Source organism: Alkalibacter mobilis (genome assembly GCF_015594845.1).
GTDB lineage: Bacteria > Bacillota > Clostridia > Eubacteriales > Alkalibacteraceae > Alkalibacter > Alkalibacter mobilis.
In genome coordinates this window covers 1-15,646 of sequence record NZ_JADNRK010000010.1, presented here as the reverse complement: position 1 = coordinate 15,646, position 15,646 = coordinate 1, and the positions used below count along the sequence as shown (strand labels likewise).

Genomic DNA, 15,646 nt, shown 5'->3' with positions numbered 1-15,646 from the left:
GAAATAGGTATAAGGCATTGTGATTTGGGGCGGTGGTATTTTGTCCATGACATTAGAACCTAGTGTAGGCGTTTAAACAAATTCAAGGGGGAATAGATGTGTCAAAATTAACTTTGATTGAAGGAATTGGTGAGAGTTACGAACTGAAGTTGAAGGAAATAGGTATAACTTCTGTAGAAAAACTTCTTGAAGCAGCAAAAACTAAAAAAGGCAGGTTGAAATTAGCGGAAGAATCTCAAATATCAGAAAAATTGATACTGAAATTTGCCAATCATGCAGATTTGTGCAGGATAAAAGGAATAGGTGGCGAATATGCTGAATTACTGGAGGCTTCGGGTGTGGATACAGTCCCCGAATTATCCAAAAGAAAACCTGAAAATCTATGTCAAAAGATGATTGAAGTAAATGAAACTAAAAAACTCGTAAGAAGACTTCCTACCGAAAAACAGGTAAGCGATTGGGTTGAAGTGGCGAAAACACTTGACAGAATATTGGAGTATTGATGTGAAATGGTAATTTTTACAACAAGTGTATCTTGAGATAAAGATAAATTTAAAATCATGCCATGTATGTTCAAATAATTTACATGGCATGATTTTATAAATGGAATCAAGTTTTGCCAATTGCCGCAAGAAATACAATTGAGAAACAATTAACAATTCATTGAATTAAATCTGTTTAGTTGATATTATAAAACTATGCAAATAAAAAGGGATGGTGAAAATTTATATGAATGCTATAAAAATTTCAGATGGAATTCACATGTTGTCACTGAATGTAGAAGATATACTTTTTGAAGGCATGTGGGATCTTGCAAATGGGGTTACCTTGAACTCATACATAATACAAGGTGAAAAAACAGCTTTGGTGGATGGTGTCATAGGATGGGACGGAGTGCCCGAGAATCTATACGAATCCTTAGGAGATTTAGGTGTAAAAATAGAAGATGTGGATTGTGTTATTGTTAATCACATGGAGCCTGACCACTCTGGATGGCTGGAAAGTCTTCTTAAGATAAAAAATGACATTACGATCTATTGCACACAAAAATCAGCGGATCTGTTGAACGCATTTTTTGACAAGACAATAAATGTTGTAGCCGTAAAAGAAGGCGAAACCCTGGATCTTGGAAAAGGAAAAATCATCAGTTTTCACCCAGTGCCCAACGTTCATTGGCCGGATACAATGATTTCATTGGATACTCAAACAGGAACACTTTTAGGTTGTGACATGTTCGGGTCATTTGGACGGATCAAAGATCACTACTTCGATGATGAAATGACAGATGAAGAAATCGAGTTTTTTGAAGAAGAAGGAATTAGATATTTTTCAAATGTAATGGCCACATTTTCATCTTTTGTTCAAAAGGCAATTAATAAAACGCGAGAATTGGATGTCAAAATTATAGCACCCGGACATGGACCGGTATATAGGACAAATCCAAATAAAATTATAGATGACTACGAAAGATATGTGGGATATGGTTCAGGAAAAGGGAAGAAAGAAGTTGCAATTTTGTGGGGTTCGATGTATGGAATGACAAAGAAAGCCTTGGATCGTGCGCTGGAAGTTCTTGAAAAAGAAAATATATCCGTCAATCTCATGGAGATGCCAAGATGCACGGAAAGTGACATGGTGGCAGCTGTATATAAATCTGCCGGTATAATTATAGCCGCCCCTACATACGAATACAAAATGTTTCCGCCTGTAGCAGCAGCTTTAGATGAAGTAGGCCGAAAAAAAATAACGGGCAAGGCAGCATTTAGCTTTGGATCATTCGGATGGTCAGGAGGAGCTCAAAAGGAATTGAATGAAATAATTGAAAAGCATAAGATGAGCTGGGACTTTGTACCTGCCGTTGAATTCAGAGGTAAACCGGGCGAGGAAGATTTGGCAAAAGTAGAACATGGTGTCATGGAATTGATAAAAAAAATGAAAATTGTTGTAGAGTAAAATGCAGGGCTGCCGTAAGGCAGCCTTGTTTTTTAATAAACCTTGAAATACTTCCTGAATTTTTTATTTTAAATGATTAGTCAATGAAATTTTAGTGTATTTAGTATTCAGGAGGTGTTTTTAGTGAAAATAAATGCAGCAGTAGTCAGGCGTGCGGGAAAACAATTTGAATTTGAAGAGATTGAAATAGCTGAACCTAAAAGTACGGAAGTTTTAGTTAAAGTAGTAGCTTGTGGTGTTTGCCATACGGATGCAGTAGCAAGAGATCAAGAAATGCCTGTCCCATTGCCGGCAGTTCTCGGACATGAGGGAGCTGGCATAGTAGAAAAAATTGGAGATAATGTAAGAGACCTCAAACCTGGCGATCACGTTGTGCTTACCGTCTACTCATGCGGCAGGTGTGAAGCTTGTATGACGGGGCACCCAAGTCAATGTGTGGAGGCATTTAAAACCAGTTTTTTAGGAGTTTATGAGGATAATACTAAAAGACTGAAAAAAGATGGGGAAGAAATATCCACTTTCTTTGCTCAGTCAAGTTTTGCCACCTATGCAATTGCTGATGAGAGGAATGCAATAAAAATAGATGATGAAGTTGATTTAGAACTAATGGGACCATTAGGATGCGGTATACAGACTGGAGCAGGGACAGTAATGAACAAACTCAAGCCGGGGCCGGGAACTTCCATTGTGATATTCGGATGTGGTGCTGTTGGGTTAAGTGGAGTGATGGCTGCTAAAATTATGGGATGCTCAAATATAATAGGAGTGGACGCGGTTGATGAGCGATTGGACTTGGCCAAAGAACTTGGAGCCACACATGTTATAAACGGAAATAAAGTCAAAGATATCACCGCTGAAATCAAGAAGATCACATTAAACGGGGCGGATTACAGTTTGGACACCACAGGTGTTGAGAAATTGGTGAATGAAGCGTTATACTGTTTGAAGCCCCTGGGAACTTGTGCTGTCGTAGCTTCAAGCGGTGAAAAAGAATTCAGGATCAAATTGCAATCGGCACTTATGGGAGTGGGAAAAAATCTGGTTGGTGTCGTTGAAGGGGATGCCATCCCAAAACTGTTTATTCCCAAATTGGTTCAACTATATAAGGAAAAGAAATTTCCATTTGATAAAATGGTTAAATTCTATGAATTCAAAGAACTGAATCAAGCTTTTGATGATTCAAAAAATGGGAAGACTGTTAAACCTATTATTCGGTTATGATACTTACAAGATAGAATTAATCGAATAGATCTGAAAGAATATTGAAAACACCAAATTGTTAATTTTAGCGAAAACTGCCGTATTAATGACAGTTTTCGTTATTTTTCTGGAGATTTGTAGTATAATATTTTAGGCGTTACTGATTGGAGGAAAGCTATTGAATACTTTGGAAAAAAAATATGGGCTTTATACGGCAATAGCCATGGTAGTTGGAGTGGTTATAGGTTCGGGTGTTTTCTTTAAGGCTGATGATGTGTTGACTCTTACTAATGGTAATCTTATATTGGCATTGGTGGCTTGGGGATTGGGTGCCTTTTCAATGATTTTTGGTTCCCTGGTGTTTGCAGAATTTGCCCATCGAATCGAAAAATCGAACGGTATAGTAGATTATACTGAAGAGGCATATGGAAACAAGGCGGGTTACCTTGTGGGGTGGTTTAATTGGATATTATACTTTTCGCCGCTTACTGCAATTCTGGCCTGGGTTTCCTCTATGTACACAATGATTTTGATGGGAAGCGATGATCCAGCCAATTCTGTTGAAACTTGGATAATTGCTGCTGTTTATATGATTGGAATGTATTTGATCAATGCATTTAGCCCCAAACTAGCTGGAAGACTACAAGTAGGAACAACGTTGATAAAATTGATTCCGCTGGTATTGATCGGTGTGGTAGGAATTTTTTCTGGATTGATAAATGGTGTCACAATGTCGAATTTTTCTGCTGCAGCCAGCGACATCGGAAGTAAAAGTGGGACAATTGCGTCTGCTGTAGTTGCGACTGCTTTTGCATATGAAGGATGGATAATAGCTATAACAATAAATTCTGAAATCAAGGATTCAAAGAAAAATTTACCTAAAGCTCTGACAATTGGGGCGTTCATAGTATTCTTAACTTATATCGCATATTTTCTTGGTATATCGGGCGTTCTCAGTACAGATAGGATCGTTATTGAAGCCGACAACGCAGTATCGATTGCGGCTAGCAGCATGTTTGGTTCGATAGCAGCAAGCGTATTGACTGGGTTTGTAGTAATCTCGTGCCTTGGAACTTTAAATGGGTTGGTACTATCGACTATTAGATTGCCCTATTCTTTGGCTGTCAGGAACCAGGGGCCAATGCCGAATGTGTTGAAAGAGATAAATTTCAAAACAAAAATGCCGTTGAAGGCAGCGGTGTTTTCTGGAGCTGTTTCCATGGCTTATCTACTTTTGTGGTATACAAGTATCAACGAGATTTGGGGGCGCTATATAGGACTTGATGAGATTCCTATAGTTATGGTTTACGGTTTATATGTATTTTTGTATATTTGGTATATGAGAGAATTTAGAGATTTGAATATGTTGAAGAGATTTGTGATCCCAATTTGTGCTTTGGCTGGTTCATTGGTTATATTATACGGAGGGATAACCAATCCGAGTATAGGGCTATATCTTTTGATTTCCGTTGGAATCTTGTTAATGGGACTGATATTTTATAGAAAATAGTTGAAAATTGATAATGGAAATACATTTGAAAAGTTTAAATTATAATTCTATTGAAAATTTTAGTATATAGTGAGACAATTTATCCATGGGGGGTTAAAATATGGATAGAATATTACTGGACAGGATACCTTTAAAGTTTGACTTGGATAAAGCTTTGGAAATCAACAGGATCAGAAAAAATTCTGGATTTGAAAAAGAATTTGTTAAAGTACTGAAAATAGCTGAAGAAAAACTTAGCTGCAAGGCGGTACTTAGATGGGCTGATGTTGGTGAGATAAAAAACGGTACGGTTCAGATAAATGACGTAGTTTTCAATAGTAAGGTAATGGCCGACAATTTAAAGAACATCGACAAGGTTTTTTTGTATGTATTGACAATTGGTGATGAACTTGATAATGAAGACAGAATTGAAGAAGCTGTTATAAAAGACATGGTCAAAGGAACTGCTTTGTATCAGGGTATGAGATATATGGAAGACTACCTAAAGGAAAAATTCGGTTTTGAAAGCTTTGCATATATGAATCCCGGATCATTGCCCGATTGGCCAATCAAAAACAATGTCGATTTATTTAAACTTATTGGAAACGTTGAAGAAGCAGGAGCAAGATTGAATGAGCACCATTATATAATCCCCTGGAACGCCAGCTCGGGGATAATATTTGAAAATGGTGAGGGATATCTAAATTGTACTTTATGCAAAAATAAATGTATAAAAAGACGGGCTCCTTTTGATCAACAAGAATATGAAAGAATTTTTGCATAAAACATTAATGCAGAGCTAATAAAATGACACAAAAGAAAATTGGATGGGTTTTAGCTAAAAGAATATACGATTACTATAAAAAGTGGAGTTTAACAGCTCCACAGTTTTTTTGCGGGGTGGATAAGTGAGAGCATACAAAACCATATTACCTTTTATAAAAAAGACATGGCATCATTACATCGTGGGAATAGTCCTTTTAATGTTGGTTGATGTTGCTAATTTGATGGTACCGCAGGTACTTAGAATGTTCACCGACTGGGCACAGAAAGGTCAGTTGAATGTTGAAAAGGTCTGGATCTGTGTTATGGGCATATTGGGACTGGGTATCTTTATTTCAATCGGCAGATATATATGGCGAACTCAACTTTATGGCACAGCCAAGGAACTTGAATATTGGCTAAGAGATAAACTTTTTAAGCATTATTTGATCCTTGATGCAAATTATTATAAACACAATAAAATAGGGGATCTTATGGCTCATGCAACAAACGATGTCAAGGCCGTATCCAATTCCATGGGCGGAGGGATCATGATGATAATAGACTCCGTTTTCATGACTTTGTTGACTGTTTTCATGATGATTGTGACAGTAGGATTCAAGATAACATTGGTGGCACTTTTAGCCTTGCCTTTTATATCGCTGGCTATAGGCATCGTATCAAAACCTGTTCAAAAACGTTCTAAAGATGTGCAAAATACTTTTTCTGAACTAACAACAGAAGTTCAGGAAAATTTATCAGGAATTCGAGTGATAAAAGCCACGGGAGTGGAAAATATTCGTTCAAAAGGTTTTTCTTCCGTAAACAAAAAGTATCGACAAAGGAATATGGATTTGGTGCGCATGAACGGATTGTTTCATCCAATTATTGACTTGTTTTCAGGAATAAGTTTTGTGGTATTTCTCGTCTTTGGATCCCATCAGATACTCACAGGAGTAATCACATTAGGTGCTTTTGTAGCTGTAATCAATTATCTTCACATGATCATATGGCCGATGGTAGCGCTGGGAATGATAGCAAACATGTTTCAGAGGGGAATTGCCTCCATGGAGAGATTGAATATAATCTTTGCAGAAAAATATGAAATCGTCGAAAAAGAAAATCCTGTAGAGATAGAAAGTCCTGACGGAAGCATTAAATTTGAAAACGTAAGTTTTAGATATGAAGATGGTTTACCCAGGGTATTGGAAAATATAAGTTTTGAACTCAAACCTGGCAAGAGCTTAGCTATTTTAGGAAGAACAGGTAGCGGAAAGTCAACAATAATAGACCTGTTGCTTCGTCTTTACGACGTTTCAAACGGGAAAATATTGTTTTCTGGTGTAGATATAAGAGAATTAAAATTGGAACAACTTAGGAGCTCCATAGCAGCTGTGCCACAAGACAGTTTTTTGTTTTCAAGGTCTGTTGCGGATAATATTGCATTTTCATTGAAAGAACCGATAGAAATCGATTTTATTCAGGAAGCTGCAAAATTTGCCAAAGTGCACGATGACATCACATCGATGCCTGATGGATACGATACGATAATAGGGGAAAGGGGAGTTACTCTTTCGGGCGGGCAAAAACAACGTCTTTGCATAGCCAGAGCCTATCTGAGACATGCCCCCCTTCTGATATTAGACGATTCTTTGTCCGCCGTTGATACTGAAACCGAAGATGAGATACTGCAACATTTGAGAGAATTGGGACAAAGTCTTATTCTAATTTCGCAAAGGATATCTGCAGTTAAGAATGCCGATCATATAATAGTCATGGACGAAGGCAAGATAATACAAGAAGGTACGCATGAACATTTAATGAGTCATAAGAGTGGATTTTATAGAACTCTTTATGACCACCAACGGCTGGAAACTCAACTGGATCAAAAACTCAGAAGAGAGGAGGCTGTAGTAGATGAAGAATAATGGTATACTTAAAGAGAACAAGATTATAAAAAGACTGTTTAAATATGCTCTGCCTTATTGGAAACAATTTGCTCTTGTTTTGTTCCTTATATTGATTATAACAGGAACATCCCTATTACAGCCCAAACTTGTGCAGATAATGATCGACAACCATTTGATGGATTTTTCTGGTGGCATGACTGAAGACCTTCTCAATGAAGAATTATCGGGTGTATTTAAAATTTCCATGCTGTATATTGGTACTGTATTAATAAATTTTGTGGCAACGTACAGTCAATTCTGGGTTTTAAACAAGGCAGGCCAGTCAATATTGCTTTCCATCAGACAGGAACTTTATGACCATATATTGGATTTGCCCATGTCATTTTTTGACACAAATCCTTTGGGTAACCTTGTAACTAGAGTTACCAATGATACAGAGAACTTAAATGAGATGTTTACATCTGTTTTAACCAGTCTCTTTCAGAATTTGGTTTCCATACTCGGAATAATAATAATAATGTTGATTATGAATGTAAAATTGGGTTTGATGGTTCTTTCATTATCTCCGGTCATAGTAGCAATAAGCGTAATTTTTAGAAATGCCATTGGTAAGGTATACGACAGCCAGCGAAAAGTTCTTTCAAGGATAAATAATCATCTGTCGGAAAATATTTCAGGAATGGGTATCATTCAAATGTTTCATCAGGAGCAGAAAGTTTATGATGAATTTGATAGAGCTGACAGAGAATATCTGAAGGAATCCAGGAGAGAAGTCAAATACTTTGCAACGTACAGACCGGCAGTGGAAATGATTAGGTCGATAGGAATAGCTTTGCTCATATGGTACGGAGGTAAAGGGTATTTGACCGAAGTAATAACCTTTGGCGTTCTGTATGCATTCATAGAGTATATTCAACGTTTTTTTTATCCAATTTTAGGTTTGGCTGAGACATATAATATAATACAATCTGCTTTGACCAGCTCTAAAAGGATTTTTTCATTGATGGATGAAAAAAGTTCTATAGAAAATGCAGAGGACCCCATATTTATCGATCGTTTTAAAGGGAAAGTAGAGTTTGAAAATGTTTGGTTCGCATACAAGGGAGATGATTGGGTTCTTAAAGACGTCTCATTCAGAATAAAACCTGGAGAATTCGTTGCATTTGTTGGAGCAACCGGAGCCGGAAAATCATCAATCATGAATTTGATTGTCAGGTTTTACGATATACAGAAAGGGAAAATATTGATAGACGGAGTTGATGTTCGAAAATATGATATTCAATCCCTGCGTCGTGCCATAGGTTTGGTCCAGCAGGACGTATTTCTGTTCAGCGGATCCATCGAGAGAAATATTACTCTAGGCAGAGACGAAGTCAAGCGTGATGACGCCATCAAGGCGGCCAAACTGGTCAACGCTGATAACTTCATAATCAGATTACCAAAAGGCTATGATGAACCAGTAATGGAAAGAGGCGCCACATTATCTGCCGGTCAAAGGCAACTATTGAGTTATGCACGGACCATTTCTACTGATCCCTCAATGCTGATACTCGATGAAGCTACAGCTAACATAGATACTGAAACGGAACTTCTTATCCAGGATGCTATATCCAAGATGAGTAAAAATCGAACCATGATTGCAGTCGCACATCGGATTTCAACTATAGCGGATGCAGACAATATAATCGTAATGAGTCATGGTAAGATTGCAGAGCAGGGAACAAAGGATGAACTGCTTGGCAGAGATGGAATATTTAGAGTTCTCTATGAACTTCAATACAAGCAATAGCCAGGATAGCTGCCTGAAAATGTTATTCTAGGAGGTTTTCTAATGAATAAACCTAAAATTTACACAATGAGTTTTGCAAGCGTCTATCCCCATTATGTTACAAAAGCGGAAAGAAAAGGACGTACTAAGTCAGAAGTTGATGAAATTATCCGATGGTTGACAGGATATAGTCAAGATGAGTTGGAATCACAAATTAAGAGGCAGACCACGTTTGAGACATTTTTTGAGGAAGCTGCAGGACTAAATCCTTTGAGAACATTGATAAAAGGAGTAGTTTGCGGTGTGAGAGTGGAAAACATTGAAGAACCGTTGATGAGAGAAATTAGATACTTGGATAAGTTGATCGACGAGTTGGCAAAAGGAAAATCAATGGAGAAGATATTGCGAAGTAAATAAAAAACAACCCTTTGTACAGATAGATTTCTGTTCAAGGGGTTGTTTTTTGTATAAAATCGATATAAATCAAGCATAAGTTTCTTACTCGTAGATGAATACGATTATACGAGTAGTTTGACATGTTTAAAATTATTATTTTCAATAAATTGAATTGCTTCATCAGTATAATTTTGTATCAATGATTTGTCCAATTCAAAAAGTTTGCCTGTAAATGAATAGAGATAGGAGACAAATTCGATAATATTTGTAGGGAAGCCCCCTTCAATATACTTCAATGCCAGTTCCCGTCGCACTCCCATGTCAGCACTACTGATAAATTGAAGATCTTTATCACTAAAACCTAGTTTAAATTCTTTGTTTATTTGGGAATAAATGCGTCTGACATTATTTCCCATATAATCGGAAATAGTTCTGTTTTTAAGAACTTCATGAAAATATTTTGTATTATTTTCATCATTAAAAATAATGCTGTAATGCATCATTGCAGATCGGATGTTTCGTTGAACACAATTTAAGTTTTTTTCATTGTTATCAATATAAACATATGTGGCTACTAAAAAATCTCCTTGAATTATGCCGGCTACATCAAGTTTTGAATCGAAGTAGTAATGAAAATTCTTGGGGCTGGTCTGTGCCATACGGCATATTTCAACAATTTTGGTCTGATTAATCCCTTTTTCATAAAAAAGTTTTTTCGAAGCAGCAACCAAATTTAGTTTTGTTTCAAGTCCTTTTTTATATCTTGTCATATTGTCACCTCATGTCAATTTTAACATAGAAAAGATCCATTTCCTATACGAAATTTCAGACCTTGCAATAACCTATTGTAATAAAAATATTAATTATAAAATAAGGTAAACAAATAAAAAACATATATTTGTTGACATTGAGATCGTTTGCATATACAATGCAATTATAAAATCATATATGGTTTCAAGATTCATAAAGTTTTGTACTAGTAGCAAAACTTGATTATGAGCTTAAATGAGCTTAACGGAAGGAGTGAATATTGCAGTATAGGAATTAAAAGATATATGTAATACGAGGAGGAATAGAAATGGAAAGTTTAAAGAAATCAGTCAAGTATCTATATGGTTTGCCAGCCTTTGGTTTTCAAATTTTTGTCAATGCAGAAGTATTTTTTCTGGCAGCTTTTTTAACAGACTATGTTAAATTGCCTATAGCATTGGCTTCCAGCTTGCTGTTGATCACAAATATCTTTGATATTATCTGGGTACCAACGGCAGGTGTAATTCTGGAAAAGAGCGATATGAAATGGGGAAAATACCGTTCATGGCTTTTAGTCGGCCCTCCAATTGCAGCAATTCTATATGTGATGGAGTTTAGCAAGGTTAGTGACAACAACACAATCAATGCAATCATCATATTTATTGGGTTTGTGGTTAGCCACTTGGTATGGAACACATATTATGCCGCCCACATTGCCATGAACAATTCCATGACAACAATTCGAGAAGAACGTGTTGTTATGTCCGCTAATCGGGGGATTTTTAACTCAGCAGGAGCGTTGGTATTCTCTTACTTTGGTGTTTCTTCCATTTTGTCTGTAGGGGAAGCCATTGGCAATCCTACCATGGGTGCAACTTTGGTGGTTAGCGTCCTAGGAATCATCATGACAGTGTGTTTTTGGGTTTACTTTATTATTACGAAACCATATGCCCAAACGGGTGTAGAGAAAAAAGATGGAGCAACAGTAAAACCACCCATCGGTGAAATGCTTAAACAGATTATTGTAAATCCGCCGTTGATTGGGCTGATGTTGGTAGAATTAGGACGATACCTTGGTAGATTCATAATCTTTGGAATGGCATTCTATTATTTCAAATATGTGCTCAACGATCTTGGGGGGTTGGCCTTGTTCATGACGGGTTTGACTGTAGCGCAGATCGTAGCAGCCGCAATTGCAGCACCAATTGCCAATAAGTTTGGAGAAAAGTATACATATTTCGTAAGCATGCTTCTTCTTGTAGCCGGACTACTTATAGTCTGGGCAGTGCCTGTAACTCCTACAGCATTTAAAATGATTATGTTTGTAGCATATCTTGGATATGGCTTGCCGGATAGCTTGAATGTTGCCATGTATTCTGCAACTGTTGACTATGGCGAGTGGAAAACGGGAAGAAATGTTCGTGGATTTATAATGTCATTGATCAGTTTTCCGATTAAAGCGGCCATATTTGTTCGTAGTATTATCATCGCAGCTGTTTTGACTGCAGCAGGATATATAGCAGACATGGAACCGACTGCGGAATTAGTTAATGGCATCAAGAACGGATTTGCATTGTATCCGGCGATCATCATCATTATAGGATTGGTATTGATGTTTGCAATGTATTCTCTCACACCAAAAAAACTGCAAGAAATTCATGAAGAATTGGGACATAAGTAAGTAGTTATTCAAAATGAAGTTGTCATATTTTGATTTGTGAAAGGTGACAACAAAACATATGGTAGAATACTGGTTTTTGAAGATGTATAAAATGGAATCATTCCAGAACATATACCTGTCGACATGAGTTTGATATTTAAGTGCCAATTGCTACTTGTCTAACCAGCTTAGAAGTTTTTACGGCATCAGAAAGGATGATCGACCATTTTAGAAAAATCAAAATCTCTTGCAATGTTTTGAATGATTAGATGAATTCAGTCTAATTAAGGACACCATATAGTAGTTTGTGACGAATTTAATTTACAGATTGTCTAAATCAAAGTAATAACAGCCTCGTCTATCCAACAAAAACGAGGCTGTAGTTTTAATGCGAAAAATAGTCAAACATAGTGAAAATATAAATGATAAAGGAGAATTGGCATGTTAACAAAAAGACAAAATTTTCTTGAAACGATTCGTGGAGGGAATCCTGACCGTTTTGTAAAGCAATTTGAAGCTTTCATGTGTGTGAATACCCGGCATGGAATGATCAGCCCGGATCCAATCTCTGCCAGATCTGCACGTGCAGAAGAGGGAAAACCGGATGTCGTTAATTCTTGGGGAGTTACTGTCAGCTGGCCTGAGGGGGCACCAGGTGCTTTCCCAGTACATGATGAAGCACATAAAGTAATTACAGACATTACTAAGTGGAGAGACGTTGTCAAAGTTCCAGAGACTGAATATACTTCAGAGGAATGGGAAAAATATGCAGAGATCGTTAATGAAATTGATCGAAATGAAGTTTTTGCCACGTTCTTCTTTGCACCAGGCATTTTTGAACAGCTTCATTACTTAATGGGGGTGGACGACTGTTTGATTAACTTTTATGAAGAGCCGGAAGAGATGCATGCTTTGATCAAAGTCATCAAAGATTATGAATTGAGATATGCAAAAGGAGTATGCGAGTATTTAAAACCGGATTGCCTGTTTCACCATGATGATTGGGGCAGTATGACTTCAACTTTCATGTCACCGGATATGTTTGAAGAATTCTTCTTGGAACCTTACAAAGAAGTCTACGGATATTACAAAGAGCATGGAGTGGAATTGATTGTTCATCATAGTGACTCATATGCTGCAACGTTGGTTCCATATATGATTGAAATGGGCATTGATGTTTTTCAGGGATGTTCCTCAACAAACAAGGTTTCAGAGCTGATTAAAGAATACGGTGGAAAAATCTCTTTTATGGGAGATATTGATAATGGTGTTGTAGATATTGTCAACTGGACTCCGGAATTGGTGGAAAGGGAAGTTCGTAGAGCATGCGAAACTAACGGTAAACATTACTTTATTCCTTGTATCACACAAGGAATACCAGGTGCGGTTTATCCTGGGGTATATGATGAGATTAACAAAGTTATTGATAAACTGAATAAAGAAATGTTTTAACGTAAATGAGACGTAATTGTTAAAAAAACAGGTGAAGCATTCATTATTGTGAACAGATTTTAGAGAGGAGAAATTTTTGTGGGAATAGCTTCTATAATTATTATCTTATATATAATAATTTTATTCAGTGTAAGTGCGTGGGCACAAAACAAACAAAAAAGAGATGAGTTAAAAGGATCAAAAGTCAGTTTTCTAATGGCAGGGAAAAATTTGCCATACATTCTGGTTGTAATGATGATGACTGGCATGTGTATTGGTGGGACAAATACTACAGGAGTAGCTCAACTAGCCACATCAGTAGGATTATCAGCATCAATGTTCGGTATCTCGGGAGCAGTAGGGGTTTTGACTTTGGGATTAGTCGGAGCCAAAAAGATGAGAGCGATGGATTATTCGACAACTGCAGAAATGGTTCATGACTATTGTGGGAGTACTAGCAGATATTTGATGGTAGTAGGTCAATTGGTGATTATTTTAGGAATAGCCTGTCTGCAATATGTTGCAGGTGGTGCCATGCTGTCATCCATGTTTCCAGGAGTCATTTCTAATGAAGTAGGAATTGCAATTACTGCGGTTGCTTTCTTCACAATCTGTCTTGTAGGTGGTCTTTATGGAACAAGCTTGGCTAATTTTATTAATGTAATAGTTATATATATAGCGCTCATTGCATGTTTTATTGCCGCATTAATCAGTATAGGTGGGTGGAATGAGTTAGTAACACAAGTGAATAATCTGCCTCAAAGCACCGTAAATGGTGGATCTTGGTTTTCTTTAACAGATGGACTTGGTTTGGCAACTGCTTTGAGTTTTGTAATTTCAGAACCAGGAAATCGAATAACGACACAAGCGAACACACAATGTGCTTTTGCGGCGAAGGATCCAAGTACTGCAAAGAGAGGAATAATCACTGCAGCAGTTTTAATTGTACCAATAAGTCTTATCAGTGCGAGTTTTGGGTTGATAGCCAAAATTCAGTTTCCTGATATTATTTCGGCTCAGGCTATGCCAACAGTAATTATGTCGTTACACCCAATATTGGCGGGGTTTGGTATGGCTGGTTTATGGGCAGTTAATATCTCAACTGGTGTAGCTCTATTAATGTCAAGTGTTCAGCTAGTTTACTATGATGTGTTAAATCCATTACTGAATAAACAAAGTACTTCCAAGGAAACTTTAGGTGAACAAGTTCATATAAAAGGCGACAAGTCACAATCTCGTTTGATTTTATTTGTTTTGCTAGTGCTTACCCTTTTTGCTGCGTACTATATGACTGAAATGGTATCAGTGGCAATAAAAATTTTGGCTATTACTCCTGCATATTTTTGTATAATGCTCAGCATATTATACAAACCAGATTTATTAAAAAAACACAGCGCCACTATTACACAATTGGTAGCCTACGCCTTTTTCTTTTTATGGTTAATTTCACCTGATGTCAAAACCCTTATTCCAAATCCTATTTATGTTGAGTGGCCATTATGTATTATAACGTTCTTATCATGTTATATTTTTGGTGAAAATCAAGAGAATCCGATGATAGAGGAAAGAATACGCAATCAAGCTTCTTAACGGAAGCAAACGTTCAGTTAGAGATTTAAGTGAAAGAAAATTTTGATTTCTTTAATAGTACACAAATTTAAATCGAAGATGTAGCCTTATTCAAGATTGCTGTTAAAGAAGGAAGGACTTCATATAGATACGAAAACTTTATCGCAGGCAGTGGGTGGATTAGAAAAAGAACGAGTATTAGAGCTAGTTGGAAATTTTACTGAAAAAGATCCTACTGTAAAAGAGATCGAGATCATAATAGCTGCCTGTCAAGACGGCATCGGCATGATTGGTGAACGCTTTGAAAGAGGTGAGTATTCTGCAAATGATTTAGTTTTTGCGAACTTAATTTTGTCAGAATGCATCGAGATGATTAATTCAAGAGGTTTTAATATATCAATATAAGAATGTAGATTTTAAATAATTTTCAGGAGGTAAGATAATGATCATTATCGGAGAAAAAATCAACGGATCCATACCTTCAGTAGCGAAGGCCATTGCAGCGAAGGATGCTGATTTCATCAGAAATCTTGCAAAGATCCAAACAGAAGCGGGAGCAACTTTTATTGACGTATGTGCATCAGTAGACGACGACATCGAACTTGAAACAATGAAGTGGTTGATCGACCTGGTACAGGAAGTTACAGACACACCTATCGCAGTAGACAGCCCCAACGAAATGACTTGTCTGGAATCAATGAAGTTTTGCAACAAGCCAGGTCTATTCAACTCAGTATCTTTGGAAGGCAAGAAAATAG

13 protein-coding genes and 1 pseudogene are annotated in these 15,646 nt (G+C 37.0%); 13 read left to right on the top strand and 1 reads right to left on the bottom strand.

Going from position 1 to position 15,646, the window contains the following annotated elements; genetic code table 11:
- Nucleotides 1–98: 98 nt before the first annotated feature.
- The 8 genes from IWB18_RS06795 to IWB18_RS06760 all read left to right on the top strand — a co-directional run bounded on the left by IWB18_RS06795 (nucleotide 99) and on the right by IWB18_RS06760 (nucleotide 9,499).
- Nucleotides 99–503: a DUF4332 domain-containing protein gene (locus IWB18_RS06795; RefSeq protein WP_195682867.1), complete on the top strand. Its 405-nt coding sequence runs from the start codon at nucleotides 99–101 to the stop codon at nucleotides 501–503.
- A 226-nt stretch (nucleotides 504–729) separates the two neighbouring features.
- Complete coding sequence (locus IWB18_RS06790; RefSeq protein ID WP_195682866.1) at nucleotides 730–1,953, top strand: FprA family A-type flavoprotein; 1,224 nt, start codon at nucleotides 730–732, stop codon at nucleotides 1,951–1,953.
- Nucleotides 1,954–2,076: 123 nt separating this feature from the next.
- On the top strand, nucleotides 2,077–3,174 hold the full coding sequence (locus tag IWB18_RS06785; protein ID WP_195682865.1) for an NAD(P)-dependent alcohol dehydrogenase: 1,098 nt from the start codon (nucleotides 2,077–2,079) through the stop codon (nucleotides 3,172–3,174).
- 157 nt (nucleotides 3,175–3,331) lie between these two features.
- Entirely contained in the window at nucleotides 3,332–4,663 is a 1,332-nt protein-coding gene (locus tag IWB18_RS06780; protein ID WP_225877792.1) for an APC family permease, read from the top strand.
- A gap of 100 nt (nucleotides 4,664–4,763) precedes the next feature.
- Nucleotides 4,764–5,426, top strand: coding sequence for a hypothetical protein (locus IWB18_RS06775; protein ID WP_195682864.1), 663 nt, complete (start codon nucleotides 4,764–4,766; stop codon nucleotides 5,424–5,426).
- A 124-nt stretch (nucleotides 5,427–5,550) separates the two neighbouring features.
- Entirely contained in the window at nucleotides 5,551–7,332 is a 1,782-nt protein-coding gene (locus IWB18_RS12705; protein ID WP_195682863.1) for an ABC transporter ATP-binding protein, read from the top strand.
- Nucleotides 7,322–9,103 carry an ABC transporter ATP-binding protein gene (locus IWB18_RS06765; RefSeq protein ID WP_195682862.1) on the top strand — a complete coding sequence of 594 codons (1,782 nt, stop codon included), beginning with the start codon at nucleotides 7,322–7,324 and terminating at the stop codon, nucleotides 9,101–9,103. The genes IWB18_RS12705 and IWB18_RS06765 overlap by 11 nt, the downstream gene beginning before the upstream one ends.
- Nucleotides 9,104–9,145: 42 nt before the next feature.
- Nucleotides 9,146–9,499, top strand: coding sequence for a DUF2200 domain-containing protein (locus IWB18_RS06760; protein WP_195682861.1), 354 nt, complete (start codon nucleotides 9,146–9,148; stop codon nucleotides 9,497–9,499).
- A gap of 101 nt (nucleotides 9,500–9,600) precedes the next feature.
- On the opposite strand, the gene IWB18_RS06755 is transcribed toward IWB18_RS06760, so the two are convergent.
- A complete protein-coding gene (locus IWB18_RS06755) occupies nucleotides 9,601–10,248 on the bottom strand; it encodes a TetR/AcrR family transcriptional regulator (RefSeq protein ID WP_195682860.1) in 648 nt (215 codons plus the stop codon).
- 308 nt (nucleotides 10,249–10,556) lie between these two features.
- On the opposite strand from IWB18_RS06755, the gene IWB18_RS06750 reads away from it, so the two are divergent.
- The 5 genes and pseudogenes from IWB18_RS06750 to IWB18_RS06730 all read left to right on the top strand — a co-directional run.
- Complete coding sequence (locus tag IWB18_RS06750; RefSeq protein WP_195682859.1) at nucleotides 10,557–11,909, top strand: MFS transporter; 1,353 nt, start codon at nucleotides 10,557–10,559, stop codon at nucleotides 11,907–11,909.
- 420 nt (nucleotides 11,910–12,329) lie between these two features.
- Nucleotides 12,330–13,340, top strand: coding sequence for a uroporphyrinogen decarboxylase family protein (locus IWB18_RS06745; protein WP_195682858.1), 1,011 nt, complete (start codon nucleotides 12,330–12,332; stop codon nucleotides 13,338–13,340).
- A gap of 78 nt (nucleotides 13,341–13,418) precedes the next feature.
- The gene (locus IWB18_RS06740) at nucleotides 13,419–14,909 is read left to right on the top strand and encodes a sodium:solute symporter family protein (protein WP_195682857.1); all 1,491 of its coding nucleotides are present in this window, start codon (nucleotides 13,419–13,421) and stop codon (nucleotides 14,907–14,909) included.
- A 96-nt stretch (nucleotides 14,910–15,005) separates the two neighbouring features.
- The gene (locus IWB18_RS06735) at nucleotides 15,006–15,293 is read left to right on the top strand and encodes a B12-binding domain-containing protein (protein WP_332310673.1); all 288 of its coding nucleotides are present in this window, start codon (nucleotides 15,006–15,008) and stop codon (nucleotides 15,291–15,293) included.
- 37 nt (nucleotides 15,294–15,330) lie between these two features.
- Nucleotides 15,331–15,646 (top strand): annotated as a pseudogene (locus tag IWB18_RS06730) (methyltetrahydrofolate cobalamin methyltransferase); the annotation flags it as partial.